At 39.2% G+C, this 24,501-nt stretch carries 22 protein-coding genes; 12 read left to right on the top strand and 10 right to left on the bottom strand.

Annotated features, from left to right (window positions below; all coding sequences use genetic code 11):
* Positions 1 to 172: 172 nt before the first annotated feature.
* Together alaS and M5F03_RS04035 are read right to left on the bottom strand one after the other, a co-directional pair.
* Positions 173 to 2,866 (bottom strand): alanine--tRNA ligase, encoded by a 2,694-nt coding sequence (gene alaS, locus M5F03_RS04040; RefSeq protein WP_249706752.1) that lies wholly within the window; start codon positions 2,864 to 2,866, stop codon positions 173 to 175.
* 314 nt (positions 2,867 to 3,180) lie between these two features.
* Positions 3,181 to 3,996 carry a hypothetical protein gene (locus M5F03_RS04035; RefSeq protein ID WP_180115319.1) on the bottom strand — a complete coding sequence of 272 codons (816 nt, stop codon included), beginning with the start codon at positions 3,994 to 3,996 and terminating at the stop codon, positions 3,181 to 3,183.
* A 175-nt stretch (positions 3,997 to 4,171) separates the two neighbouring features.
* On the opposite strand from M5F03_RS04035, the gene M5F03_RS04030 reads away from it, so the two are divergent.
* Both M5F03_RS04030 and M5F03_RS04025 read left to right on the top strand, forming a co-directional pair.
* Positions 4,172 to 5,200, top strand: coding sequence for a type I glyceraldehyde-3-phosphate dehydrogenase (locus M5F03_RS04030; protein WP_249706750.1), 1,029 nt, complete (start codon positions 4,172 to 4,174; stop codon positions 5,198 to 5,200).
* Between the two features lie 199 nt (positions 5,201 to 5,399).
* Positions 5,400 to 5,702: a hypothetical protein gene (locus tag M5F03_RS04025; RefSeq protein ID WP_078189224.1), complete on the top strand. Its 303-nt coding sequence runs from the start codon at positions 5,400 to 5,402 to the stop codon at positions 5,700 to 5,702.
* 163 nt (positions 5,703 to 5,865) lie between these two features.
* Here the strand turns inward: M5F03_RS04025 and M5F03_RS04020 are convergent, their stop codons facing one another.
* Both M5F03_RS04020 and M5F03_RS04015 read right to left on the bottom strand, forming a co-directional pair.
* Positions 5,866 to 6,165, bottom strand: coding sequence for an AzlD family protein (locus M5F03_RS04020; RefSeq protein ID WP_078194391.1), 300 nt, complete (start codon positions 6,163 to 6,165; stop codon positions 5,866 to 5,868).
* Positions 6,162 to 6,908, bottom strand: a complete 747-nt coding sequence (locus M5F03_RS04015; RefSeq protein ID WP_249706749.1) for an AzlC family ABC transporter permease — start codon at positions 6,906 to 6,908, stop codon at positions 6,162 to 6,164. Before M5F03_RS04015 ends, M5F03_RS04020 begins: the two co-directional genes overlap by 4 nt.
* A 142-nt stretch (positions 6,909 to 7,050) precedes the next feature.
* On the opposite strand from M5F03_RS04015, the gene M5F03_RS04010 reads away from it, so the two are divergent.
* From M5F03_RS04010 to M5F03_RS03985, 6 genes are all read left to right on the top strand, one after another.
* The gene (locus M5F03_RS04010; RefSeq protein WP_078189073.1) at positions 7,051 to 7,506 is read left to right on the top strand and encodes an Lrp/AsnC family transcriptional regulator; all 456 of its coding nucleotides are present in this window, start codon (positions 7,051 to 7,053) and stop codon (positions 7,504 to 7,506) included.
* Between the two features lie 320 nt (positions 7,507 to 7,826).
* Positions 7,827 to 8,993 (top strand): ATP phosphoribosyltransferase regulatory subunit, encoded by a 1,167-nt coding sequence (locus tag M5F03_RS04005; protein ID WP_249706748.1) that lies wholly within the window; start codon positions 7,827 to 7,829, stop codon positions 8,991 to 8,993.
* A 66-nt stretch (positions 8,994 to 9,059) separates the two neighbouring features.
* Positions 9,060 to 10,379: an adenylosuccinate synthase gene (locus M5F03_RS04000; protein ID WP_078189071.1), complete on the top strand. Its 1,320-nt coding sequence runs from the start codon at positions 9,060 to 9,062 to the stop codon at positions 10,377 to 10,379.
* Positions 10,380 to 10,940: 561 nt separating this feature from the next.
* Positions 10,941 to 11,744 carry a M48 family metallopeptidase gene (locus M5F03_RS03995; protein WP_249706825.1) on the top strand — a complete coding sequence of 268 codons (804 nt, stop codon included), beginning with the start codon at positions 10,941 to 10,943 and terminating at the stop codon, positions 11,742 to 11,744.
* Between the two features lie 97 nt (positions 11,745 to 11,841).
* On the top strand, positions 11,842 to 12,150 hold the full coding sequence (locus M5F03_RS03990; RefSeq protein ID WP_180113969.1) for a hypothetical protein: 309 nt from the start codon (positions 11,842 to 11,844) through the stop codon (positions 12,148 to 12,150).
* A 112-nt stretch (positions 12,151 to 12,262) separates the two neighbouring features.
* Positions 12,263 to 13,042 (top strand): M48 family metallopeptidase, encoded by a 780-nt coding sequence (locus M5F03_RS03985; RefSeq protein WP_078194384.1) that lies wholly within the window; start codon positions 12,263 to 12,265, stop codon positions 13,040 to 13,042.
* Positions 13,043 to 13,098: 56 nt separating this feature from the next.
* Here the strand turns inward: M5F03_RS03985 and M5F03_RS03980 are convergent, their stop codons facing one another.
* The 4 genes from M5F03_RS03980 to M5F03_RS03965 form a co-directional block, all read right to left on the bottom strand.
* Positions 13,099 to 14,082: a hypothetical protein gene (locus M5F03_RS03980; RefSeq protein ID WP_180088512.1), complete on the bottom strand. Its 984-nt coding sequence runs from the start codon at positions 14,080 to 14,082 to the stop codon at positions 13,099 to 13,101.
* A gap of 137 nt (positions 14,083 to 14,219) precedes the next feature.
* Complete coding sequence (locus M5F03_RS03975) at positions 14,220 to 14,702, bottom strand: FKBP-type peptidyl-prolyl cis-trans isomerase (RefSeq protein WP_078194383.1); 483 nt, start codon at positions 14,700 to 14,702, stop codon at positions 14,220 to 14,222.
* A 136-nt stretch (positions 14,703 to 14,838) separates the two neighbouring features.
* Positions 14,839 to 16,140 (bottom strand): NAD(P)/FAD-dependent oxidoreductase, encoded by a 1,302-nt coding sequence (locus tag M5F03_RS03970; RefSeq protein ID WP_249706747.1) that lies wholly within the window; start codon positions 16,138 to 16,140, stop codon positions 14,839 to 14,841.
* Between the two features lie 103 nt (positions 16,141 to 16,243).
* Positions 16,244 to 17,557 (bottom strand): D-alanyl-D-alanine carboxypeptidase PBP6B, encoded by a 1,314-nt coding sequence (locus M5F03_RS03965; RefSeq protein ID WP_180085733.1) that lies wholly within the window; start codon positions 17,555 to 17,557, stop codon positions 16,244 to 16,246.
* Between the two features lie 180 nt (positions 17,558 to 17,737).
* Here M5F03_RS03965 and M5F03_RS03960 point away from each other — a divergent pair, with 180 nt between their 5' ends.
* Together M5F03_RS03960 and M5F03_RS03955 are read left to right on the top strand one after the other, a co-directional pair.
* Complete coding sequence (locus tag M5F03_RS03960) at positions 17,738 to 19,441, top strand: M61 family metallopeptidase (RefSeq protein WP_249706746.1); 1,704 nt, start codon at positions 17,738 to 17,740, stop codon at positions 19,439 to 19,441.
* Between the two features lie 61 nt (positions 19,442 to 19,502).
* A complete protein-coding gene (locus tag M5F03_RS03955) occupies positions 19,503 to 20,252 on the top strand; it encodes a hypothetical protein (RefSeq protein WP_249706745.1) in 750 nt (249 codons plus the stop codon).
* Between the two features lie 65 nt (positions 20,253 to 20,317).
* Here M5F03_RS03955 and M5F03_RS03950 read toward each other — a convergent pair whose 3' ends face one another.
* Positions 20,318 to 21,346, bottom strand: coding sequence for an ELM1/GtrOC1 family putative glycosyltransferase (locus tag M5F03_RS03950; RefSeq protein WP_078194377.1), 1,029 nt, complete (start codon positions 21,344 to 21,346; stop codon positions 20,318 to 20,320).
* Between the two features lie 141 nt (positions 21,347 to 21,487).
* On the bottom strand, positions 21,488 to 22,276 hold the full coding sequence (locus tag M5F03_RS03945; RefSeq protein WP_078194376.1) for an rRNA large subunit pseudouridine synthase E: 789 nt from the start codon (positions 22,274 to 22,276) through the stop codon (positions 21,488 to 21,490).
* Positions 22,277 to 22,464: 188 nt separating this feature from the next.
* Here M5F03_RS03945 and icd point away from each other — a divergent pair, with 188 nt between their 5' ends.
* Positions 22,465 to 23,718 (top strand): NADP-dependent isocitrate dehydrogenase, encoded by a 1,254-nt coding sequence (gene icd, locus M5F03_RS03940; protein ID WP_249706743.1) that lies wholly within the window; start codon positions 22,465 to 22,467, stop codon positions 23,716 to 23,718.
* Between the two features lie 418 nt (positions 23,719 to 24,136).
* Complete coding sequence (locus tag M5F03_RS03935) at positions 24,137 to 24,286, top strand: hypothetical protein (protein WP_171319314.1); 150 nt, start codon at positions 24,137 to 24,139, stop codon at positions 24,284 to 24,286.
* The last annotated feature ends 215 nt before the right edge of the window (positions 24,287 to 24,501 follow it).

Genomic DNA, 24,501 nt, shown 5'->3' with positions numbered 1-24,501 from the left:
CCATTTTCATCATTTAGCCAGAGGTTGAATATTGGTTTCAACATGATGATTGAGTTTGCGCTTTCACGCATCAACAGTGTTTAAGCAGGATCCAGCATTAAAAAACACACTGCTTAAACCTGTTGATTTGCTCAAAGGAGGTGAGTCACTTTGAGCTATAGGACTTTTGGTCTTATTTTGCAGCTAACCATGCAACGAGGTCAGTCATTACCGCTTCAAGTTTGTCGCTATAAGGCGCACCACCTTGAGCCATATCAGGTTTACCACCACCTTTACCGCCAAGTTCTTGACCAAGGTGTTTGATGATGTCACCTGCTTTTACAGCAGCAGTGTATTCTTTAGCAACCGAAGCAATGAGGCTCACTTTGTCGGCATCAACCGCCGCGATCACGATCACAGCATTGTCTAACTTAGATTTCACACCGTCGTGCAAGTTGCGAAGTGATTTCGCATCTACACCTTGAACCGTGGTGATTAATGTTTTACGGCCAGCAATCTCTTGAACTTGACTCAATAACTCAGCGGCTTGGAAGCTTGCCAATTTTTGGTTCAATTGTTCAATTTGTTTTTGCAAGCTAGATGCTGTGTGAGACAAAGCTTCAACTTTTTCTAAAGTTTGATCTTTTTGCGCTTTCAGCAAATCGTTGATTGCATGAATGTCACGATCTGCTTTTTGCGCAGCTTCAACAGCTTTAGTACCCGTAACGGCTTCAATACGACGTACGCCTGCAGCAACACCGCCTTCAGAAGTGATTTTGAATAGACCAATATCACCGGTGCGTTTTACATGAATACCGCCACAAAGTTCGATAGAGAAGTTTTTCTCATCTTTGGTTGTACCCATTGAAAGTACACGTACTTCGTCACCGTATTTCTCACCGAACAACATCATTGCGCCTTTTTCTTTGGCCGCCTCGATGTCTAAAAGTTCAGTTGAAACAGCAGTATTGGCAATCACTTCGGCATTGACAATGCGTTCAATTTCTTGAAGCTGTTCAAATGAAACAGGTTGGTCATTAGCAAAGTCAAAACGTAAAAGTTCGCTTGCAACCAATGAACCTTTTTGCTGTACGTGCGTACCTAAAACTTGGCGAAGTGCTGCATGTAATAGGTGAGTTGCAGAGTGGTTGCGTGAAGTTGCTTCACGGATATCCGCTTTAACAATAGCCTCAACTGCTTGAGCTGCTTTTAAGTTACCCATGGTCACGATGCCTTGGTGTACAAAAGCGCCGCCTGATTTTTTGGTGTCTTGAACTTCAAAAATACCAGTTTCGTTTTTGAAGATACCCGTATCGCCAACTTGACCGCCACTTTCTGCATAGAAAGGTGTTTGGTTGAGAACGATCAGCGCTTCGTCACCTTCAAAAACTTCATCAACTTGTACGCCGTCTTTGTAGATTGCAACAATTTGACCTTGGCCTTGAGTTGCGTCATAGCCGTCAAATTGAGTCTCGCCTTCAACTTTGACAATTGAGTTGTAGTCGACAGCAAATTTACCAGCATCACGCGCACGTTGACGTTGAGCCGCCATTTCGACTTCGAAACCAGCTTCGTCAATGGTTAAATCACGTTCACGTGCAATGTCTGCTGTTAAGTCAGTCGGGAAGCCGTAAGTATCGTAAAGTTTAAATACAGTTTCGCCTGGAATCACTGAACCTTTAAGTTGAGCCAATTCGCCTTCAAGCAATTTCAAACCTTGCTCTAAAGTTTTAGCAAATTGTTCTTCTTCTTTCAAAAGCTGAGCTTCGATACGTGCTTGCTGTGCAGCAAGTTCAGGGTAAGCAGCACCCATCACGTTAATTAACGGTTGAAGCATTTTGTGGAAGAATGAACCAGTCGCACCTAACTTATTACCGTGACGCACTGCGCGGCGGATAATACGGCGAAGTACATAGCCACGGCCTTCGTTAGACGGGTTAACACCGTCTGCAATCAGGAAGCAGCAAGAACGTGCATGGTCAGCCACAACTTTAAGTGAAGCAGGGTATTCAACTGGTTTGTTTTCTGCTTGAGCTTTTGCTTCAAGTTCAGTGGTATCTAAACCAATGATTTCTGCAGCAGCTTTAAGTAGGTTTTGGAATAGGTCGATTTCGTAGTTTGAGTTTACATGCTGTAAAACTGCAGAAATACGCTCAAGGCCCATACCTGTATCTACAGAAGGTGCAGGAAGGGCATGCAGTACGCCATCAGCAGTACGGTTGAACTGCATGAATACGTTGTTCCAAATTTCGATGAAACGATCGCCATCTTCTTCAGGAGTGCCCGGTAAGCCGCCCCAAATGTGGTCACCATGGTCAAAGAAGATTTCAGAACATGGACCGCAAGGACCTGTATCGCCCATTGCCCAGAAGTTATCTGAAGCGTATTTTTCGCCTTTGTTGTCACCAATACGGATAATGCGTGAAGCGTCTAGACCAATTTCTTTGTTCCAGATATCAAATGCTTCGTCATCTGTATGGTAAACAGTGGCATAAAGTTTATCTTTTGGCAGACCTAACCATTTTTCGTTGGTTAAGAAATCCCAAGCAAATGTGATGGCATCACGTTTGAAGTAGTCACCAAATGAGAAGTTACCCAACATTTCAAAGAACGTGTGGTGACGTGCTGTATAACCAACGTTGTCTAAGTCGTTGTGTTTACCGCCGGCACGGACACATTTTTGTGAAGAAGTTGCACGAACGTAGTCACGTTTTTCAAGACCGAGGAAGCAGTCTTTAAACTGGTTCATACCAGCATTTGTGAACAATAGTGTTGGGTCGTTGGCAGGTACCAGAGAACTCGACGCGACACGTGTATGCCCTTGCGATTCAAAGTAGCTTAAAAAAGCTTCGCGAATTTCAGCTGATGTCATAAAACGAGTACTCACAACCAAGTCTCTCCTAATTTCGATTTGGTAATAGCCTATCAAGCAAGTCTTACAAAATTTTCAAGCTGGCTTGAGATGCTGACATAAAATTTAAAAACGCTAAATTATAACGGAAAAAGGTGTAGTGACCAATGATTTTCAATGAACTATATGACTTTTTATATAATTCATTTGAATTGATTCATTTTCATTATGGTTGTGAAAATTTTGGCAGTTTTTACTCAATGGTACTTTGGTTTATTTTTAAATTTAAGATGAAATTTTACTTAAATCCTAAACGCATTTTCAAATTTTAAAGGCGTGAATTAATCAGCTTATAAGTCAGGATCTGTCTTTTTTATGTGTTGAATGGGGTATTCCTTGCCATCAAATTTGAGCTGATAACGACCTTGGTCATGTTCAGCGGACGCTTTGCAGTTTTTGTGATTGTAATGGCTGCTAATGCTCGACTCTTTGATTAAGAAAATAGGGAAGCCCTTATGGGTTTGATTGCTGATGTGCAAGGTGCGCTTCAATTCTTCAGTATTCCAGTCATCACAAGCACTTTGTGTACTGCTGTTGTAGTTGGTCATTAGTCCATTTAAGACAGCTAAAATTTTTGAATCAGTTTGAATGGCATAAAGGTAAAGCAATCGTCTTGATGAATGAATACCGCCTATGTGCGATTGTTTTAAAGCAATACCCACCAAGTCCTGATCTTTTGCATAGGGGGTGAGATCAAATTGAACATTATCTAAACGTGTCGTAGGCACAATGCCTTTAGGTGACTTAAATACTTTTAGTACTTGAAATGTGCCTTTATCTATAAGATAAAGCTTTAGATCATAATTGCCCGCATTGTCCTGAATCACGTCAGTCGCATTACTAGAAAGGGCTAATAATCGACGACTATGCTGAAGTTGAATGCAGTCCTGAAATACAGGTTCATTGGCATTGGAGGAATTATTGTCTGAGAATAGGCGTTGTAATTTTTGTATCTCCGCTGATGAACAGTGTTGATATATTTGCGCTGTAGTCTCGGTTGAACCTAATAAAAATATCAAAAATATTGAGATGGAAGCGTAAAAGAGCTTTGTAGGTTTAAGCTTTTGCCAGAACAAATAAAATGGTTGTAGTGTTTGCTTCATCATTGTGATTTATGGTCTATAGAATATTTTTCTTCATTATAAAGTCGAAAAGCTATTTTGAATATTTTCACTCAACACCCATTTTAATAAGTATTAAGAGAATTAATGATTACGAATTATTGTTGAAATCCTTTAATATATAAGCGCTTTATAACTGTTTCAAAATGAAGGGTAAGTCATGCAGCGAGTGGCAATTAATGGATTTGGTCGAATCGGACGCAATGTATTACGCGCTTGGTTTGAAAATCCAAAAGAATTTCATTATGAAATTGTTGCCATAAATGATGTCGCTGATGTGGAAACCATGGTGCATTTGTTTAAATATGACACCACGCATGGTCGTTTTGCAGGCCAAGTCGAAATTCTTGAACAAGATGGCGCTATTTTTCTAGACATCTCTTGTGCCCAAGCACATCTCAAAGTGCAAGTGTTGAATGAGCCACAGCCGAGTCTTTTGCCGTGGCAACGACTAAATGTCGATGTGGTACTCGAATGCACAGGTTTATTTCGATCAAGAGAGGCAGCCACACAGCATATTGGTGCAGGTGCCAAACGTGTGATAATTGGTGCGGCGCCGTTTGACAGTGTTGATGCTGCGATTGTCTATGGTGTTAATCATCGTGAAGTAAAAGCGACGGATCAAATTATTTCCAGTGTGTCTTGTACCACGCAGGCTTTGGTGCCCTTAGTCAAAATTATTGATGATGCCTTTGGTATAGACACCGCACTGATGACAGAAATTCATGCTGTGACTGCGGATCAGTCTGTATTGGATCATGCACATCGTGACTTACGTCGGGCGCGAGCTTCGGGTCAAAATATTATTCCAACGACGTCTTCAGCTCTAGGGGCATTGAAACGGGTCATGCCGAAAATGGAAGATCGAATCGATGGCTATTCGATTCGTGTACCGACTATCAATGTTGCTGCAATCGATTTAAGTTTTGTGTCCCAATCGCTTATCACCAAGCATGAATTAAATGCAGTGTTAAGCAAAGCTGCACGTTTTGATTATCATGAAATTATGTCAGTAACCGATGAACCTTTGGTCTCAAGTGATTTTAATCATTCACCTTATTCATTGATTGTCGATTTGAATCAAACCATGGTGGTAGGAAAACAAGCAAAAGTCTTCGCATGGTATGACAATGAATGGGGCTATGCGAACCGCTTACTCGATTTATGTGAAAGCTTTCATTCTCTTTAAAAATTCAAACTTATCCGATATAAAAAACATCTACTAGCTTGTAGGTGTTTTTTATTTTCTAAAATTAGATGAAAAATCATGCGTAATGACGTTGATGTATCTCGAAAATATTGAAAAACTTTAAAAAATATTCAAGCACAGCCGATTTATTGTTTAAGATGAAAGTCAAAGAAATATATAAAGAGTATTGAGCATGATGTTGATGTTACTTTGGGGATTTATTTTATTATTGGCGCTGGCGGTTATATTTTTAATTTGGCTACAGTTTAATCGTGACGTATCGCAATCTACCGCGCATGAAACCTTGCCACTCGAGGAAAAAGTGGTGCATCTAGAAGCGAACTTGAAAAAGACCTTGGAAATTATGCAAGATCTTGCAAAGAAAATGCATATCCAGCAAGAAGTATTAGATCAAACCACTCACAAATTACAGCAAGTTGAATTGCAAAATGCAGAGTTGGTGAACCTTTTGGCAAAAGTGGTCAAGACAGACCAAAGCTAATCAAAAAAATACAAAAGACTGCCCATACCTCGATATTTACTGAATGCATGTGATCTCAAGGTATAGGTATTTTTTATCCAATAAGATGATTCCTAATATTCATCATCATTGGGTTTAAATCGTAGTTCTTTCGTTATTCAAAACATGATCGCGTATTACTTAGTTAAATCAAAATTTGTCTTAATACTGCTGCTGAAAGCATGCTAATCACAACGGTAGGCAATAACGAAAAACGTGATGCTGCAAATAGGGTAATGGCTATCGCAATCAGATCGGCAGGATTATCTTTGACAAAATAGGGCGCAATCACTGATATCAAAACACAGCCGGGGACAACTTCCATAATTTGACGTTGTTTGTTGGTGAGGCTACGGTTTTTCAGTAACACATAACCCAAGATGCGGGTCAGGTAAGTGGTTAAGGCTATAAATAGAATCGCGATCAGGGTGCTAGTGTGGATCATGCATCATCTCCAATTAGGAAAAATGCAGAAGCAATACCCGTAACTGCGCCAATCGGAACATACCAGCCCGCTGGGAGATAAAAATACGCCAGAGATGCGGCAATCAAACTGACCAGCCATGGGCGCGCCGCTTTAAAGCCTTTCCACATACCACGCAGTAAAACAAGAAATACAGCAGGGAAGGCCATGTCAAAACCAAGTCGACTAATATCGCCAAGTATCGGTCCAATTATTGCCCCTAGCGTGGTAAAGCCAACCCACATCAAATATAGAGCACAGCATAAGCCTGCATAGAACATTAAACTAAAGGCGCGCTGAATTCCCAAAACATTAGATTTTTTTTGCGCATCAGCCAAACCCACAGCCCAACTTTCATCGCACATAAAAAATAAAGCGGTATAAACCGTACGATTCGGTAAATGTCGTAAATACGGGACAAGGCTCACCCCCATTAATAGGTGCCGACTATTCACTAAAAACGTAATAAACATCAGCATGAGAATATTAGGGGGATTGGTCCAAACTTCCAAAATGGCAAATTCAGATCCACCGGCAAAGTTAAGGCCAGTCAAAAGCGGAACTTCTAAACTAGAAAATCCTTTATGTGTTGCCTGAGCACCCAAAACTAATGCAAAAGGAATAATGCCCAGCAGCATTGGAATAGATGTTTTTAGACCTCGTTTAAACTCAATAGAATGCTGTGAATGGGTGTGATTGAGTGTACTTTGTCTAAACATCAACATGACGTTTTCCATGAAGCGAGATCAAAAGCAATATTTTATGAATATCTAAGCAGCATTTGGCAGCTATTTTATGGAAGATTGCTTTTATTGTGCAATGAAATTGCTAAAATAAAGATTATTGTGAAATTTAGTGCCTTTATTGATGGATCAGATAGATAAACGCATTTTGCAAGCATTACAGCAAAATGGAAAACTACAAAATAATGAATTGGCCCAACTAGTTGGTTTATCACCTTCGCCGTGTTTGAGACGGGTTAAGCAACTAGAAGATGAAGGCTATATTGAGAAATATGTGGCTTTACTGAATCAGTCAAAATTGAATTTAAGTTTAACGGTATTTGCGCGGATTTGGCTAAAAGGTCAAGATGCAAAAACCGTGAATGATTTTGTTGCAGCGATTCAAACGATGCCTGAGGTGGTTGAATGTCAACTCATGGCAGGGGATTGTGACTTTTTCTTACGTATCGTCGTGGCAGATTTAGAAGCCTATCGAAAGTTTCAGATTCATCATTTAACGCAGATCGCCAGTGTGCAAAATGTAAAAACAGAGATACCGTTACAGGCCGTTAAACAAACTACAGCGCTTCCATTGGATTGATGTTCGTGTCTTAAATTAAGTTATTGAGCCTGATCAAATTTATAACTTTGTTTAAAACTTCATCTATAGAAAGTAGGACGCTTATTATTTTTTATCAAATGGTTAAAAAATAACGTTCACAGGATTTTAAAATATAAGCATAAACATATATTTAGTTGTAAAAATTAAAGCTGTTGATGAAGTAATGAATGCTGAAGCATCTTTTATGAAAAAGTCGTGTGCAAGCGTAAAACTATCGTGCTAAACTAGGAGAAATCGGGTGTGCTCCCGATTTTTTTATGCGGATTTGTTCCGCGCTGACAAGAATTTAGGTTTACAACATGCCCATTTCAGAGACATGGTTATTACCTGATGGTGTAGCTGATGTACTGCCAGAACAGGCGCAAGTGATTGAATCTTTGCGTCGTGAAGCATTAGATTTCCTCGCATCTCGAGGTTATCAGTTGGTGTACACGCCATTCATTGAATACATCGAATCTCTATCTTCTCTTTCAGAATCGAATCAAGATTTAGACTTAGCCACTTTTAAAGTGATCGATCAACTTTCAGGTCGTTTGCTTGGTGTGCGTGCCGATATGACACCACAAGTGGCTCGTATTGATGCGCATGTACATCCTGTCGAAGGTGTAGCTCGTTATTGCTACGCTGGTACAGTACTACATACTAAACCACAGGGTTTTAATACCACACGTGCACCTTTACAGTTAGGTGCAGAATTATTTGGTTCAGACAGCATTGATGCTGACGTTGAACTGATTGATGTCATGATCAACTTGCTTGCTAAAGCAGGTCATGCAGATGGTATCCATCTTGATTTAGGGCATGTCGGTTTATTCCGCAGCATGGTAAAACAAGCTGGCTTGAGCAAAGCGGTTGAACGTCAGTTATCTGACTTGTATCAACGTAAAGCTCTACCTGAACTTGCTGAATTCACACAAAGCATTCCAAATGGTGCTGACTTCTATACATTAGGTCGTTTTGCAAGTGACTTAGATGCACTGCAAGCCAATTTAACGGCTGATGTATTGGCAAATGAAGCATTTAAACTGGCTTTTGATGCAGTGAAATCGACTCAAGCGGCAATTCAGGTGCGTTGGCCAGACTTACACATTGGTATCGATGTGGTTGAACTTCGTTCATATCATTATCACACTGGTTTAATGTATGCCGTATATGCACCAAACCGTGCTGCGCCATTGGCTCAAGGCGGTCGCTATGATGGTATTGGTGAGCACTTCGGCCGTGCGCGTCCAGCAACAGGTTTCTCTTGTGATCTATATGCATTAACTGCAGGTCAAGTTCAGAAAAGCCAAGTTTTGGTTGCACCAAAAGGCATCGAAGCAGATTTATTAAAGGCAATTGAGGCAGCACGTACTGAAGGATTCAGTGTTGTTCAATTGTTAGGTAATGATGATTTAAGCTCAGCACCGTATGCAACGCACCAGTTGGTGAATGCAAATGGCGAGTGGACAATCGAACAAATTTAATCGCGGATGTGCCTGCGGGCACACACGTTTTTTCCAATTTTAACAGCATGATGCAATGAGGCTATTATGGGCAAGAATGTTGTGGTACTTGGTACCCAATGGGGCGACGAAGGTAAAGGTAAGATCGTCGACCTGCTCACAGATCAAGCGGCTGCGGTAGTTCGCTATCAAGGTGGACACAACGCAGGTCATACACTTGTGGTTGGTGGTAAGAAAACTGTATTACACCTCATTCCATCTGGTATTTTACGTGACAACGTATTGTGCTTAATTGGTAATGGTGTTGTTTTATCACCTGAAGCTTTAATCCATGAAATGGAAGTTTTAGAAAAAGAAGGCGTGCCTGTACGTGAACGTCTACGTATTTCTCCAAACTGTCCGTTGATCCTTCCACACCATATCGCCCTTGACCAAGCACGTGAGAAAAAACGTGGCAATGCGAAAATTGGTACAACAGGTCGTGGTATCGGTCCTGCATACGAAGACAAAGTGGCTCGTCGTGCAATCCGTGTTGCTGACTTGGTTCGTGGTGGTGCTCATCTTAAAGCTCAACTTGAAGAGCTTCTTGAATACCATAACTTCCAATTGACTCAATTCTTCGGTGTTGAAGCAGTTAAAGTTGAAGATGTGATCGCTCTATGTGACGAATGGCGTAAAGTCATCGAACCTATGGTGATGGACGTGACTGGTGAACTTCATGCTTACCGTAAAGCAGGTAAGAAAATCATGTTTGAAGGCGCGCAAGGTTCACTTCTTGACGTTGACCACGGTACATATCCGTATGTTACATCTTCAAATACGACTGCTGGTGGCGTAAGCTCAGGTTCAGGTCTTGGTCCATTACACCTTGACTATGTATTGGGTATCACTAAAGCGTACACAACTCGTGTAGGTGCTGGTCCGTTCCCAACTGAACTTGTTTATGATGCTGCTAATGATGTTGGTGATGCGATCGGTAAACACTTGGGTACTGTCGGTTCTGAGTTTGGTGCGTCTACTGGCCGTCAACGTCGTTGTGGTTGGTTCGATGCTGAAATTCTACGTCGCTCAGTAGAAGTAAACTCACTTTCTGGTATTTGCTTAACTAAACTAGACGTTCTAGATGGTTTAGAAGAAGTGAAAATCTGTGTGGGTTACGAAGCAGCTGATTCTGGTTGTGTAGGTTCTTCTGATGCGCTTGCATTTGAAACTTTAAAACCAATCTATGAAACTATGCCAGGTTGGTCTGAGTCTACTTTCGGTGCGAAATCACTAGATCAATTGCCACAAAATGCAATTAACTACGTGAAACGTTTAGAGCAATTGATTGAATGTCCAATCGACATCATTTCAACTGGTCCAGACCGTGATGAAACAATCGTATTACGTCATCCATTCGACGCATAATGTGCTGTTGAATTAAGATGTCAAAAGCCTCGCGAAAGCGGGGCTTTTTTTATAGAGCGAAGCATAAAAATTCAAAAAACGACAGGTATTATTAGCTAATAATACGCAGTAACATCCGAAGTGCTATTTGATTCAAAGAAAAGAACGATACGCGGTAAGGTCATCCGCAAGTGTTTGAGACAGGACAACTTTTAATCAAAAAATGTTTTTGCAATACTGTGAATAATTTGACACTAGTGAACGAGTTTTGTCGGTGAGGTGCATTGCACCGCAAGATGGTTTCCTTGCGAAGCACGCTTCTCATTTTGCCTAATGAGAAACATTGTTTCATGTGTGTACCTCCAGCCGAAGGTTTATCCCTTTATTTAAACCCTAGATGTAAGACTCCGTCGAATATACTTAAAAGTATTAAAAAAATGTGAAAGTATTTTTATGGGCGTAACATCAGTTATTAAATTTAAATCATGGAAAAATAAAGATTTTGAAAAAAAGCATAAAAATATTGAGTCAGTCAATTTTTTGTATATATTTGACACTCTTTATAAATAACTAGAGATCATGATGAATTATAAAAAAACTTTGGCATACTTTGCCCTAGTAGCTTCTTTATCAGGTTGTACCACGATTGCTGATCTTGCAGGCGCTGATTCTGCATCTTTGAACTTACAGGCAACACAGTCTTATAACGCAATGTTAAAAGATGCACAAACCAAACAAGTGCTCGATACCAAATCTGCTACTTATCAAAAAGTAAACCGTGTTTTCTGGAAAATGAAACCATTTGCAGATCAGATGAATCAAACGGGTCAAGCTTTTGAGTGGAAAGTTGCCGTGATCAAGTCTAAAGAAATCAATGCCTATGTCGCACCCGGTGGCAAAGTTGTTTTCTATACAGGAATCGTCGAAACACTCAAACTTACGGATGATGAGGTCGCTGCAATCATGGGTCACGAAATGGTTCATGCCTTAGAGGAACATGCAAAAAATAAAATTGGTGCTTCTGCACTGACTAATCTTGCAGTGAGTATAGGTTCACAATACGTAGGTAATGCAGCAGGTGGCTATGGTGCAACCTTGCTTGACTTGGGGAGTCAATTTGGTGTGGGCTTGCCGTATTCACGTAATTTGGAAAGTCGCGCGGATAAAGGTGGCCTAGTGATGATGGCAAAGGCTGGATACAATCCAGAAGCTGCGATCTCGTTGTGGAAAAAAATGAATGCGAATGATAAAAGTGGCAACGACGCACTGAGCAAATTTATGTCTACACACCCAAGCAATAATGACCGTATTGCTGCTATGCAAAAAATGATGCCGGAAGCGCAGCAATATTATAAAAATGCGACACCATCGAGTGTACGTCGTTAATATCTGCGGTTTTCAAGACTAAAGTTGCATTTTAGTACGCTATACACATTGTGTTGAGTTGCTAAAATGCAATTTGAATTAGGAAGAGAAGTGCAGGATGCAAAAGAATATTTCGACCACCATTTTTTATTCTTTATTATTTGCGATGGGGGGAGCACCCACTATTGCTATGATGATCATTCGTGCCCAAACTCAAGATCCACAATTAATTTATCAAGCCCTGATTGGGTTGTCGGTGATTATTGCCTGTATTCTTGTGCCCATAGTTTTGATACAAAATGCTATCCTATTTTTTAAGCGAAAAAATGTGCAGTTAGAGGAAAAAATTAAGCCATTAATGCATGTGTATTTGGGCTTGAATGTGGTTTGTTTAATCTATTGGTTGGTTCTTCAATTTTCAGCTTAAAAAAATTACATAAATACTATTATAAGTCGCTATAACTTCGTTTTAAGCTCCAAACCATAAGAATATAATATCCATAAATTCACTTATATTTTAATGGTCTGGAGTATCCTTAATGAAAAAAATAATTCTAACGAGCCTGTGTATGGCCGGTGTAATGACGATTTCGGGCTGTGCGACAGTGGCAGATATGGCAGGAGCGGATACTGCTACATTGAACGCGCAAGCAACACAAAGTTATAACAAAATGGTGACAGATGCGCGTTCTAAAAATCAGCTCGATACCTCTTCGAGTACATATAAGCGCATTAATACTGTATTCCAAAAACTGCGTCCTTATGCAGACCAAATGAACCAAACGGGTCAAGCGTTCCAATGGCAATTGGCAGTCATGAAATCAGACCAAGTCAATGCCTTTGTCGCTCCAGGCGGTAAAGTTGTATTTTATACAGGTATCGTCAATAAACTGAATTTAACCGATGCAGAAATTGCAGCAGTTATGGGACATGAAATGGTCCATGCTCTTGAAGAACATGCAAAAAGTAAATTGGGTGCTCAAGCCTTAACGGATCTTGCGCTGAATATTGGTTTAAGTGCCGCAGGCAATAATGTCGGTCAATTGGGCACTGCTGCTGCGCAGTTAGGTAGTCAAATCGGTATAGGGTTACCGTATTCACGTTCTCTGGAAAGCCGTGCTGACCAAGGTGGTTTAATGTTAATGGCACGTGCAGGTTATAACCCACAAGCGGCGATTACGCTTTGGGAAAAAATGAATAAGCTTGAAGGTGCGGGAGGTTCATCATTCTTATCAACGCATCCATCAAACTCACAGCGTATTGAAGCGATGCGTAAAAATCTACCTGCAGCGCAGCAGATTTATAACCAACGTCGTTAATTCATAAGAATTAATTATCCGTTTTAAAAAGCAGGCCGTGGCCTGCTTTTTTTCTATCACGAACAAAAATCATTGATAGATTTTGATGATATTTCATTTAGAGATTTAATTTCATTATCTTTTTTATCAAATTCTTTAAGGTTGTTTTGATAAGTTTTAAAGATTGTACAATTCCATTGCTTTAGCTTTTGATCCGATTCTTTCCATTGATAAGGGTTCCATTTTTTTTCGTTACTTATTTTAATGGATGAATTTTCTAGGTCGGTTAAAAAATGTTTTGCAAATTTAGTTCCATACCAAACATTATCTTTAAATACCAGTGAACCATCAATATAAGTTCTCTTTAGAAGCTCATCGGGGACTAAGAATGCATCTTTTTGTTGTTTGAAAAACAAACGGCGCCACATGTGATTATAGTTTTTATTAAAGAATTGCTCATTAACTTGTAATGCATTTTGGGGTAATGCACGTAATTGAGTTGTTTGCGGTGTAATATCACGTCTAAGTGCACGTTCAGCCCAATTAGCCATACTTTCCAAGTACCATGCGTTTTTAAATTGTGCATAGCTATATTGGTATAAATGAAATAATTCGTGAGTGATCGTAGTCCAATAATTTCCAGGAAAGTCTTTTAATTGATTTGAAATAGAAATGCTGATAAAGCAAAGATTATTTTTAAGATTCGTGGCACTTGGCGCTCGAGATGAGTTTTCATAGGCGAGCCCATTTCCTTTTAGTTCGTGTACATATATGGCAATAGCCTTTACATTCTTATATCTTGGGCTTTTTAGAGGATGTCTAAATCCTGCTAGTTTAAAGATATCTCTTGATGCGACTGCTTGGATGGCAATATCTTCGATATAGTCAGGAATTGCATTATTGTTTGTATCGTTCAGATTTTGGATGCGGTCTCTACTTTTCTGTTTATCCGAATAAAAAATATAGAATTCATCTTTTTGATAGACGCGATTGAGTTGCTTTGCGCTTTTTAATTCGAAACTGCGACAAGTATCGCTAGATCCGTATGCTGGAAAAGACATATTTATGAGACATAGACTTAATAGAAGGGTATGAGTTTTCATTCTTATTCAATAAATTATTTGCTTTACATGAAATATAGCAAATAAAAAAAGGCAAAGTAAAAACTTTGCCTTCTTGCACTAGAGATTGGAAGATCTTAGTGGTGGTGACCGCCTGCACCGTGTACGTGACCGTGTTCAAGTTCTTCAGCAGAAGCCTCACGGATTTCAACGATTTCAACTTCGAAAGTTAAATCTTGACCAGCAAGTGGAAAGTTCGCATCAACAACAACGTTGTCGCCTTCAACAGCTTTAACTGTCACGATTTGAACGCCATCATCAGTTTGAGCTTGGAATTGCATACCTGGTTGGATGTTGTCCACGCCTTGGAACATTTGAGCAGGAACTTCTTGAACGAGATCAGGGTTGTATTCGCCATAACCTTCGGCAGCAGGTACAGTTACAGTGAATTTTTCACCAACTGTTTTGCCTAAAAGAGCTTTTTCAAGACCTGGAATGATGTTACCAGCGCCGTGCAAATATGCTAGTGGCTCACCTTGAGATTGGTCGAGAGTTTCACCCTCTGCATTAGTCAATGTGTAGTGGAAAGAAACCACAGAGTTATTTGCAATAGCAGTCATGTTATTGATCCATTCAATTTTTTAAGGGTTACATCATAAAGTGAAATTGCACTTTTGTAGACTAAATTTATCAAAAAAATGCAATTTTTAAATGTTTATGATGATTTTTTCATTAATCGGGGCAAATCTGTAAATTTCAATGCAATTTAATTTTAGGCGCAATTTTTCGTGTAACAAAATCTTTAGCCGTTAATAGTCCTGCATGTGCGTAGCCGTAAATTGTGGCTTGATGCATTCGATAAAGTGAAACGTACATTGATTTAGCAACAAAGCCTTGAACATTGACCTGACCTAAAAGTTCACCAACCGCTTTATGCTTGCTTAATGAGACTAGGGAGCCTTTGTCTGAAAATACGAACATTGGGAGTTGCTGACCACGGATACGCGCCTTTAAACAATCCACGAGAAATGACGCTTGTTGGCTAGCAACTTGAGCGCGTGGGCCGAGGACAGGCTCATCTGCACGCGGTTGGCAATGTGCACAATCACCAAAGGCGAAAATATCTGGGTGTGCCTTAGTTTGTAGTGTTGCATATACACTTAAACGCCCCATGTGGTCTTTTTCAAAGCCTTCAAGTTTAGAAATTACTTCTGGTGTTTTAATGCCTGCCGCCCAAACTTTTAGTTCGGCTTTAATTTTGCTTCCATCATTAAAATAAACATGTTCAGCATCGACTTTTTCCACACGTTTAGAGGTTAAGACCTCAATTTTCATGCGTTGTAATTGCTGCTGTGCATGCTCGGCCATTTTTTCAGGGAGTGCAGGCAGAATCCGATCAGCACCTTCAATCAAATTGATCTGTACGCTTTGAGGATGAATTTTATTTAAACCATATTTATAAAAATTATTTTTGGCTTCAACCAATTCTGCTGAAAGTTCAACCCCCGTTGCACCTGCGCCAATAATGGCAATTTTCAACTCACGTGCTGTATTACTATTTTGTGCATCCAAATACAACTGTAAGAGATCTTGTTGGAAGATTTCAGCTTGTTGTAGGCTGTCCAAATAGTGGCAATGTTCATACACGCCTGGTGTATTAAAATCGTTGGAAACTGAGCCTAAAGCAAGAACAAGGGTGTCATAACTCAGTTGCAGTTGTTCTTGAGTAGATTCATATTTACCTTGTTGGACTTTGCTAAGCTGAATAGTTTTTTCAGCAGGATTGACATCTTCCAACTTAGCCAACACAAATTCATAATGATGCTTCGCAGCATGCGCATAGTAGTTAATTTCTTCTTCGCTAACCGACATCGTCCCTGCGGCAATTTCATGCAAGAGGGGTTTCCATACATGCGTGAGTTTCATATCTACAAGGGTAATGCGCGCTTTCTTTTTTTTACCGAGTAAATCACCGAGTTGGGTGACCAGTTCTAAACCACCGGCACCACCACCGACAATGACAATATGATGTAACTTGGAGTCATCAGCGTTATTCATTGAATTACCTATTTTATTATTGTTGAAAAAAAGAAGATGGCACGAGTATGCCATCTTCTTTTTTGCACGAATAACGAATTGTCTTACAAGTTACATAATCACATCATTGACCTAAAGGGTAGGTTTTAACTTCTGCTGCATCCGTATTAAAGATGCTAAAAAGACCTTTAATCCACATCATGAAACGCTCAAAAATATTGGCTTCTTCAATTTGCACGTCATCTTCGATATCAAAGGTATTGATCAGCTGATTATTTTGATAAACCGTAACGGTGGCTAATTTCATCACTTCAGCCAATGGCGCAGTGAGTTCTTTTTCATTTACTTCAACACTCAGTTTAGTCTGTGTTTCATGAAGTGGTTCAATGGCTTGAATTTGACCATTGCCAGTATTTAAAAGAATACGTTGCTGTGTAGGGTCAAAAGCTTTTAAATCGATGGCATAAGCTTGATCATAAAGTGAAGTTGTAATTAGTTTAGGTTGTTGAGTTTCCACCTTAAACATTTTCAAGGTTGATTTAACCACAGGTAATTCTGCAATTAATTGCTTATCTTTGATTGCAACTTCATTACGTGTATAGGTATAAGCCAAGTTCATGAGGTTGTGTGCTATTTCTGCACGTTTTAATCCACTTTTTGCCCCTAATACCACAACAATCAAACGACGTTCTGGCGCGTCAGGATTCGCGATCAAACGGTTGGCTGTTAAAGCTAAATTATAACCTGCAGCTTTAGTAAAACCTGTTTTTAAGCCATCAACGGTAGGATCTTGTTTGAGTAAAATATTAGTTGCATGGTGGAAACGGTGATTATAACTAAAACTTTGTTGTTTTGAATAATACAAATAGTCAGGTGTTTCAGTCACCAGTGCTTGCCCTAAACGTGCAAGGTCAGCTGCCGATGAATAATGTTCTGGCATGGTAATACCGGCTGGATTTTGAAAATTGGTATCATTCATGCCCAAAGCTTTAGCTTCTTTGTTCATGCGTTCAATAAATTTTGGAATATCACCAGAAATGCGTTCAGCTAAAGTCACAGCGGCATCATTGGCAGACATGACCACAAGACCTGCCAAAAGCTGATCAACTGAAATTTGTTCGCCTGCTTTGAGATACATTTGTGATTCATCCCATTGAACCACTTGTACAACTGGGGTTGCGGTTAGGATTTCATTTTTCTTTAAATGACCTGCTTTAATTTCCTTTAAAGCAATATAAGCCACCATCATTTTGGTAAGTGAAGCAGGAGCACGCTGAACATGGCTATTATGTTCTGCAATCACCTGACCCGATTGAGGGTCTAAAATGGTCCAAGCTTCAGCTTCCACGGTTTCAGGGACAATATTTAAAAGGGCAGCATTTGCTATCGTGGAGCATAGAAAACTAAGCAGCGCGATGAGGTAGATCACGTGTTTCAATGAGGTTCCTTAACCAACCATTCCGTTGGTGGTAAAACGAAAAAATTTTTAGGCATGCTATGCCTTTTTTTTTCTGCTGACTAGTCATAATTGTAGACAATTGCGACAGTTCCGCATTCAGTTGTAAAAAATGTTAATCTAATTGATAAGTTATCTTTTACTAATTTTATATCGCCCATTATGTTGCATTATCAAATCGAATTTGACGATTATCGTCAACATCTAGTCCATGTCACTGCACGTTTCTTGGCAAATCCAACACAGGTGCTTTCTTTGCCAACTTGGATTCCCGGAAGTTACTTAATCCGAGAATTTTCGAAGCATATCGAAGCTGTTCGAGCTTATGATGAAGATGGGCGTTTGTTACAAATTGAGAAATTTGAAAAAAATAAATGGCGCTTATTCAATACAGATCATGAGTTGATCACGGTTGAATATGATGTATATGCCTTCGATTTGTCGGTCCGTGGTGCTTATGTTGATCAAAGCCGTTTATACGTCAATCCAGCTTGCGCATGTTTAGGTTTAGTTGACCAAGAACATACAGCCATTGAGGTTGAAGTTTTCTTGCCACCCGAGTTAAAGCACTTCCAACTTGCGACAGGATTAAAGTCAAAAAGTTTAGTGAAAGGTCGTTATACCTTATATGCAGATAACTATGCTCAGTTAATTGATGCACCGTTTGAACTGGCGGAACAAACCCGTTTTAGTTTTGAAGCCAACGGCATTCCACACGAATTTGTGGTGTCGGGCAAACATGCTATGAACGCGCAGCGTATGCAGCAAGACATCGAAAAAATTTGTTCGACAGAAATTTCCATGTTTGGTTCAGCACCATTTAAAGACTATACCTTTATGACCATGGCAACGGCGAATAGCTATGGTGGTTTGGAACATCCAAACAGTACGAGTTTAATTAGCCCGCGTGATGATTTACCAAAAGCCAATGAACCTGTAGAGCCTTCGGCAGATTATCAACGTTTCTTAGGTTTATGCAGCCATGAATATTTCCATTCATGGTTAGTAAAATTTATCCGTCCAGAAAACTTTGTGAATTATGATTTGAACAAAGAAGGCTACACTTCTTTGCTTTGGATATTTGAAGGTTTTACATCGTATTATGATGATTTGATTTTATTGCGCAGCGGCGTGATTAATCAGGATTCATATATCAAGCTTTTGAAAGCACAAATTGATCGCTATTTACAAAATCCAGGTCGTGAAATTCAAACTGTTGCTGAGTCAAGCTTTGATGCATGGGTGAAATTCTACCGTCAGGATGAAAACTCAAATAATGCAGGTACCAGTTACTACAACAAAGGCTGCCTCGTGGCGCTATGTTTAGATCTTGGCTTACGTCTACGTGGTTCAAGTCTTGATGCCCTAATGCGTAAATTATATGCAAATGCGCAAAATGGCATTCAAGTGAATGAACGGACTATTTTCAATTTATGTAATGAATTAACGGGTGATGATTGGTTAGAACAAATCAATCATTTGATTAATACTACGGATGAATTGCCGTTAGACCAATTATTCCCTGAGTTTGGCTTAAGCTATACACTCAAAAATGACAAATCATTGCCATTTGGTTTAAAACTGGCTGATAAGCCTGAAGGTGTGTTGGTTCAGTCTGCTCGTCGTGATGGTGGAGCGGCAAAAGCTGGCTTGTCTGCAAATGATGTGATTATTGCAATTGATGGTTTAAAAGCGACGGTTAAATTGGCAGAAAAATATGCCAAGCAAGACGGTACTTATACCGTACTAGCATTTCGCCGCGATGAACTGATGAGCTTTGAAGTGAAAGCTGCAGGTTCAGAATTAACTGAAGTTGAACTTAAAGTGGAAGATCAGGCTAAAGCGGAGAAGTGGTTGAAGGCTTAATTTGATAAGTATTTAATTTTCATGTAAAACCCATACTTAGGTATGGGTTTTTTATTAGAAAATGAATAGTAAAAATTTAATAATTGGAATTTCGATAACTGTAGTTTGGTTTTTAGTTATAGGACTGTTTTGCGTTCAAAACAATTTTGTATTTACCAATAGAGAGCTGAATTCACTAGGGGATTTCCTTGCAGGTATATTTGCTCCAGTTGCTTTTCTTTGGTTAATACTCGGGTATCTCCAGCAAGGTAAACAATTAGATCAAAATACTAAAGCATTGGAACAGCAAGAAAAAGCGCTACAGTTGCAAATTGAAGAAATGAAAAATGGACTTGAGCAGCAAAAACAGTTGGTTCAAACACAAAAAGAACAACAGTTGGAACAGCGAAAACAGTTATCTCCAAAAATTTTTATTTCAGATTTTCACGCAAGAGCTGTTTTTGGCAATGATCTATCTGCTGATAATAGCTCGGGTGAGTATATTTACAATAATGTTGTATTTATTACCATATATTTTAATTTAGAAAACTTAGGTGAAGAAGCCTATCACTTTAAAATTATTGAAAAAAATAGTCTAGAGTGTTTGGAGCAAATAGATGTTTTGAAAAGATCAGAAACCTATAAAATTAAATTACATCTATCAACAAAATTGGTTGATCAATTGAATTTAAACAAAATATTAGATGAATTCTTCAATCTTTCTTATGAGTGTAAAAATGGGGTGAAAATTCAAAGAGATTTATTCATGCAATTGTATCCAAGAAATGTAAATTCCCCTTTTTTTCATGTAAACATGTATTTAGATGATTAGTTAAAGTAAATAGTAAAAAAGCCCACATCTGTGAGCTTTTAATTTCTATCGAATAAAATTTTTAATTAATAGATAACTGCTTTTTTTGCATGACATTTATAAAAACTCAGTTCTTGAGATTTTGCCCTCAAATCTTCTGCAAGTTGTTGAGTCACGATTTGTTCAATATGTTGAGCATTTAATTTTGGCTTGATATATGCAGCTTCAGTAATCTGCCCAATAGTTTTACGTTGTATTAATTCGAGATCTAAATAATTTTGAATAATTTCATCTTTTTCAGAATATTCACGACAAACTGAAATAACAATGCGACCGGTTTGGATTGATTCGGATAACATCGTTGCACTATCTTCAGTAACAAAAATATATTCACTTCGCTTTAACACATCGCAAATAGAAGTTTTAGAACAAGTATTCACAAGCTCAATATTTTTATCTTTTAACATTTGAATCACATGTTCTGATAACGCAGGTGTTCTACGAGAACATACGACTGACGCCTGAATTTGATGGTGATCTGCGAATTGAACAAATTGCTGAATCATCTCTTCAAAGTCTTGATGGGTAAAAGGGTACTCTTTTGTCGGTCCACCAATTAACAGGCATGCTTCATGATTCGACGGAATATGCGCTAAGCGAGTAATTTTAGAAGGTACAGCACCTGTAGGAATAATGATTTGTCTACCAGAATGATCTTCTGGAATCGTCGTAATAGTCCAATCAATAAGTCGCCAATTAAATTTACGTGTACCGCCTGCATAAATAAGTGGGATATTGAAACGTTGAGATAAATAAGCGGCATAAATTAAATTAGGCATACCTGAACAGACGATAACGTCGGTATGCTCTAAATTTCTTGGTAAGAATTTAAAGTATAAACGCCCGAGCGTGCGAAACAAATTCGGGAAATTAGACAGTTTCTTAAAAACGCTCACTGTACGCTTAGGTAAAGTAGGAATTGCAAACTGCTCAGATTGTAGATAAAAGCGCTTCTCAATCATTTCACTCACAGCGAGAGCAGGATTTAAATGTCCAATTCGGTTGTCATGAATAATTAATACTTTGCTTCTATTGTGTGTAGATGTGCTGCTCATTTTTGAAGTTCAAATAATCAACGTTTATATTGTTATAACTTATTATAGTGTCGAAATATGAAAATAATCTTAAATAATAGTTAGGTTTATAAAAAAATGTAAAGGCCTACGTAGATTGTAGGCCATTTTTGAAGCTTTTTATCAACGTCCGTTACGACCGCGGCCACGAGGGGCTTTAGTATTCGGACGAGTTGTGCCATTGGTACGGCGTTTGGGTTTTTCGCTCTCATCCATTTGCCAGATACGTTTTGTACCTGACTTTTTCACTGAGCCATCTTTATTCTTACGAACCATTGGCTTACCACCTGTACCGCCTGGTTTTTTCACATAAGAGCGCGAACGGTAAGGTTCTTCTGCAGGTACATTTTGAAAGTCAGGGTACAGTAAAGGTTCAATTTCTTTGGTTTCACCTGGTTCTAAACCCAATTGAACTAAATCGATGGCACCAATACGTGTACGAATTAAACGTAAAGTCGGGAAACCTACTGCTGAAGTCATACGACGAACTTGACGGTTACGGCCTTCGCAAATTTGGATTTCAACCCAAGAGGTTGGAATGTTTGCACGGAAACGTACAGGAGGATCACGATCCCATAACCATTCTGGCTGTTGCACTTTAATGGCTTTGGCTGGCAAAGTCATACCATCTTTTAGCTCAACGCCTTTACGTAATTGTTCAAGCGCTTCTTCTGTGATGTCGCCATCGACTTGCACTAAGTAGGTTTTGAACTTTTTATTTTCAGGATTGGTGATGTACTGATTTAAACCACCATGATCGGTTAAAAATACCAAACCTTCGGAGTCCATATCTAAACGACCTGCAATACGTAGACTAGGATCGTCCACGAAGTCAGATATGGTCATATGCGCTTCGTCTTTACGGAATTGGGAGAGCACGTCATATGGCTTGTTTAAGATGACGATTTTCATAGGAAATAACTTCTATTAAATACAATAATTCAAATTGGTTAAGATTTATTCAATAGGGAAATGCAGCTATTTCCCATCTAAATCTCAAAAAAGGTAGATTTGCTTTAGAGTATTATGCGTGAAGCGCAATTAAAAGTCTTATCAAACAGCAATTATTTTTCACTCGCTTCTCAGGGAGGATCATAAAAATGGGTTATCAGAAGATCGTCGTTCCAGTGGATGGGACAAAAATTACAGTAAATTCAGACTTATCATTCAATGTTCCCAATAATCCAATTATTCCATTTATTGAAGGCGATGGTATTGGTGTTGATATCACTCCAGTGATGAAAACCGTGGTGAATGCCGCAGTACAAAAAGCTTATGGTGGAAAACGTGCCATAGAATGGATGGAAGTCTATTGTGGTGAAAAAGCCAATAAAATTTATGGTACCTATATGCCCGAAGAAACCTTTGAGGCTTTACGCGAATTTGTAGTTTCAATTAAAGGGCCGTTAACGACGCCTGTCGGTGGCGGTATTCGTTCGCTGAATGTTGCATTACGTCAAGAATTAGACCTCTACGTCTGTGTGCGTCCTGTACGTTGGTTTAAGGGCGTTCCTTCACCCGTTCAGCATCCTGAACGTACAGACATGGTGATCTTCAGAGAGAATTCAGAAGATATCTACGCAGGGATCGAATGGAAAGCAGATTCGCCTGAAGCCAAGAAAATGATCAAATTTCTTAAAGAGGAAATGGGTGTTACTAAGATTCGTTTTGAGGAAAATTGCGGTATCGGTATTAAGCCTGTATCTAAAGAAGGTTCTCAGCGTTTGGTTCGGAAAGCTATTCAATTCGCCATTGATAACGATAAGCCGAATGTCACTTTGGTGCATAAAGGCAATATCATGAAATATACCGAAGGTGCGTTTAAAGAGTGGGGTTATGAAGTCGCACTTGAGCGCTTTGGTGGTGAATTGCTAGATGGAGGTCCTTGGGTCAAAATTAAAAATCCGAAAACTGGCAAAGAGATCGTGATTAAAGATGTGATCGCGGACGCTTTTTTACAGCAGATTCTCATGCGTCCGACCGATTATTCAGTCATTGCTACCCTAAATTTAAACGGTGACTATATTTCAGATGCTCTGGCGGCTGAAGTTGGCGGCATTGGTATTGCACCGGGTGCCAATATTGGTGGCGCTGTACAAGTATATGAAGCGACACATGGCACTGCACCTAAATATGCGGGTCAAGACAAAGTAAACCCAGGGTCTATTATTCTGTCTGCAGAAATGATGCTGCGAAATATGGGCTGGACTGAAGCGGCAGATCTAATTATTAAAGGTATTGCGGGGGCGATTGAAGCCAAAACAGTGACCTATGATTTTGAACGACTCATGCAAGGTGCAAAACTCTTGCGTTGTTCGGAGTTTGGACAAGCCATCATTGAGCATATGGACTAACTTTATTTGCTAATCTAGGTGTTAAAAAGCTAGATGCATAAAAGGCTAGGTAAAAAGGACTGAATGATTCAGTTCTTTTTTAGGACTAAACATTAAAAACACAGAATCATAGCTTCTCAATACCATTCAAAAAACAGCACTCAAAAGGTGACTTCACGCAATCAATCAGATGGTCTGGCATGCTTGTCATGTTACTAAAAGTTTAAAACCGCACTATTCGAGTGAACTTAAGTAATGCAGAAAATAGAGGGGGATTGATTTCAAATTAATTATTCTCCAGAAATTTTACAATGACGTAATTCGAAACATTTATCGGGTTGGTTCCATGAAAATTAGCGGTACATTGGTTGTTGTCCTTTAGTAGATGTACATCTAGTAACAGTACATTGTGACACTTATGATGATAAGGAGAAATGAAATGTCTCGTAAACAGCATCAACAAAACCAACAAACTGATCAACAGCAGCAAAATGATCAGCAACAGCAACAGCAACAGCAACAGCAACAAGACCAAAAGAAACAGAAACAACAGCCACATCAACGAAATCAGCGTCAACAACATCATTAATAGGCTAAAGACTTTGTGAGTCAAAGTTCATTTGGCCAAACGATTTACTCATTGAACGAAATTAAAGTTTTATACGTAGACGAGAAGGAGATGAATTTGTCTAAGAAAACCAAATCACTTAAAAAGGAAATTAAAGCGAGGTTGAACAAAATTTCAAAGCATAATTCTGCTTTGAAAAAGTTAAAGAAAAAGCTGAAAAAAGCTTAGTCCATTCA

Source organism: Acinetobacter amyesii, from assembly GCF_023499985.1.
Lineage (GTDB): Bacteria > Pseudomonadota > Gammaproteobacteria > Pseudomonadales > Moraxellaceae > Acinetobacter > Acinetobacter amyesii.
This window is presented reverse-complemented; position numbering and strand designations above follow the sequence as displayed.

What these genes read in the sequence shown, in the direction of transcription:
- M5F03_RS04035 (WP_180115319.1), bottom strand. Translation starts at nt 3,996, where the DNA reads ATGATGAAGCAAACACTACAACCATTTTATTTGTTCTGGCAAAAGCTT.
- M5F03_RS04030 (WP_249706750.1), top strand. Translation starts at nt 4,172, where the DNA reads ATGCAGCGAGTGGCAATTAATGGATTTGGTCGAATCGGACGCAATGTA.
- M5F03_RS04020 (WP_078194391.1), bottom strand. Translation starts at nt 6,165, where the DNA reads ATGATCCACACTAGCACCCTGATCGCGATTCTATTTATAGCCTTAACC.
- M5F03_RS04015 (WP_249706749.1), bottom strand. Translation starts at nt 6,908, where the DNA reads ATGTTGATGTTTAGACAAAGTACACTCAATCACACCCATTCACAGCAT.
- M5F03_RS04010 (WP_078189073.1), top strand. Translation starts at nt 7,051, where the DNA reads ATGGATCAGATAGATAAACGCATTTTGCAAGCATTACAGCAAAATGGA.
- M5F03_RS04005 (WP_249706748.1), top strand. Translation starts at nt 7,827, where the DNA reads ATGCCCATTTCAGAGACATGGTTATTACCTGATGGTGTAGCTGATGTA.
- M5F03_RS04000 (WP_078189071.1), top strand. Translation starts at nt 9,060, where the DNA reads ATGGGCAAGAATGTTGTGGTACTTGGTACCCAATGGGGCGACGAAGGT.
- M5F03_RS03995 (WP_249706825.1), top strand. Translation starts at nt 10,941, where the DNA reads ATGAATTATAAAAAAACTTTGGCATACTTTGCCCTAGTAGCTTCTTTA.
- M5F03_RS03990 (WP_180113969.1), top strand. Translation starts at nt 11,842, where the DNA reads ATGCAAAAGAATATTTCGACCACCATTTTTTATTCTTTATTATTTGCG.
- M5F03_RS03985 (WP_078194384.1), top strand. Translation starts at nt 12,263, where the DNA reads ATGAAAAAAATAATTCTAACGAGCCTGTGTATGGCCGGTGTAATGACG.
- M5F03_RS03980 (WP_180088512.1), bottom strand. Translation starts at nt 14,082, where the DNA reads ATGTCTTTTCCAGCATACGGATCTAGCGATACTTGTCGCAGTTTCGAA.
- M5F03_RS03975 (WP_078194383.1), bottom strand. Translation starts at nt 14,702, where the DNA reads ATGACTGCTATTGCAAATAACTCTGTGGTTTCTTTCCACTACACATTG.
- M5F03_RS03970 (WP_249706747.1), bottom strand. Translation starts at nt 16,140, where the DNA reads ATGAATAACGCTGATGACTCCAAGTTACATCATATTGTCATTGTCGGT.
- M5F03_RS03960 (WP_249706746.1), top strand. Translation starts at nt 17,738, where the DNA reads ATGTTGCATTATCAAATCGAATTTGACGATTATCGTCAACATCTAGTC.
- M5F03_RS03955 (WP_249706745.1), top strand. Translation starts at nt 19,503, where the DNA reads ATGAATAGTAAAAATTTAATAATTGGAATTTCGATAACTGTAGTTTGG.
- M5F03_RS03950 (WP_078194377.1), bottom strand. Translation starts at nt 21,346, where the DNA reads ATGAGCAGCACATCTACACACAATAGAAGCAAAGTATTAATTATTCAT.
- M5F03_RS03945 (WP_078194376.1), bottom strand. Translation starts at nt 22,276, where the DNA reads ATGAAAATCGTCATCTTAAACAAGCCATATGACGTGCTCTCCCAATTC.
- icd (WP_249706743.1), top strand. Translation starts at nt 22,465, where the DNA reads ATGGGTTATCAGAAGATCGTCGTTCCAGTGGATGGGACAAAAATTACA.
- M5F03_RS03935 (WP_171319314.1), top strand. Translation starts at nt 24,137, where the DNA reads ATGTCTCGTAAACAGCATCAACAAAACCAACAAACTGATCAACAGCAG.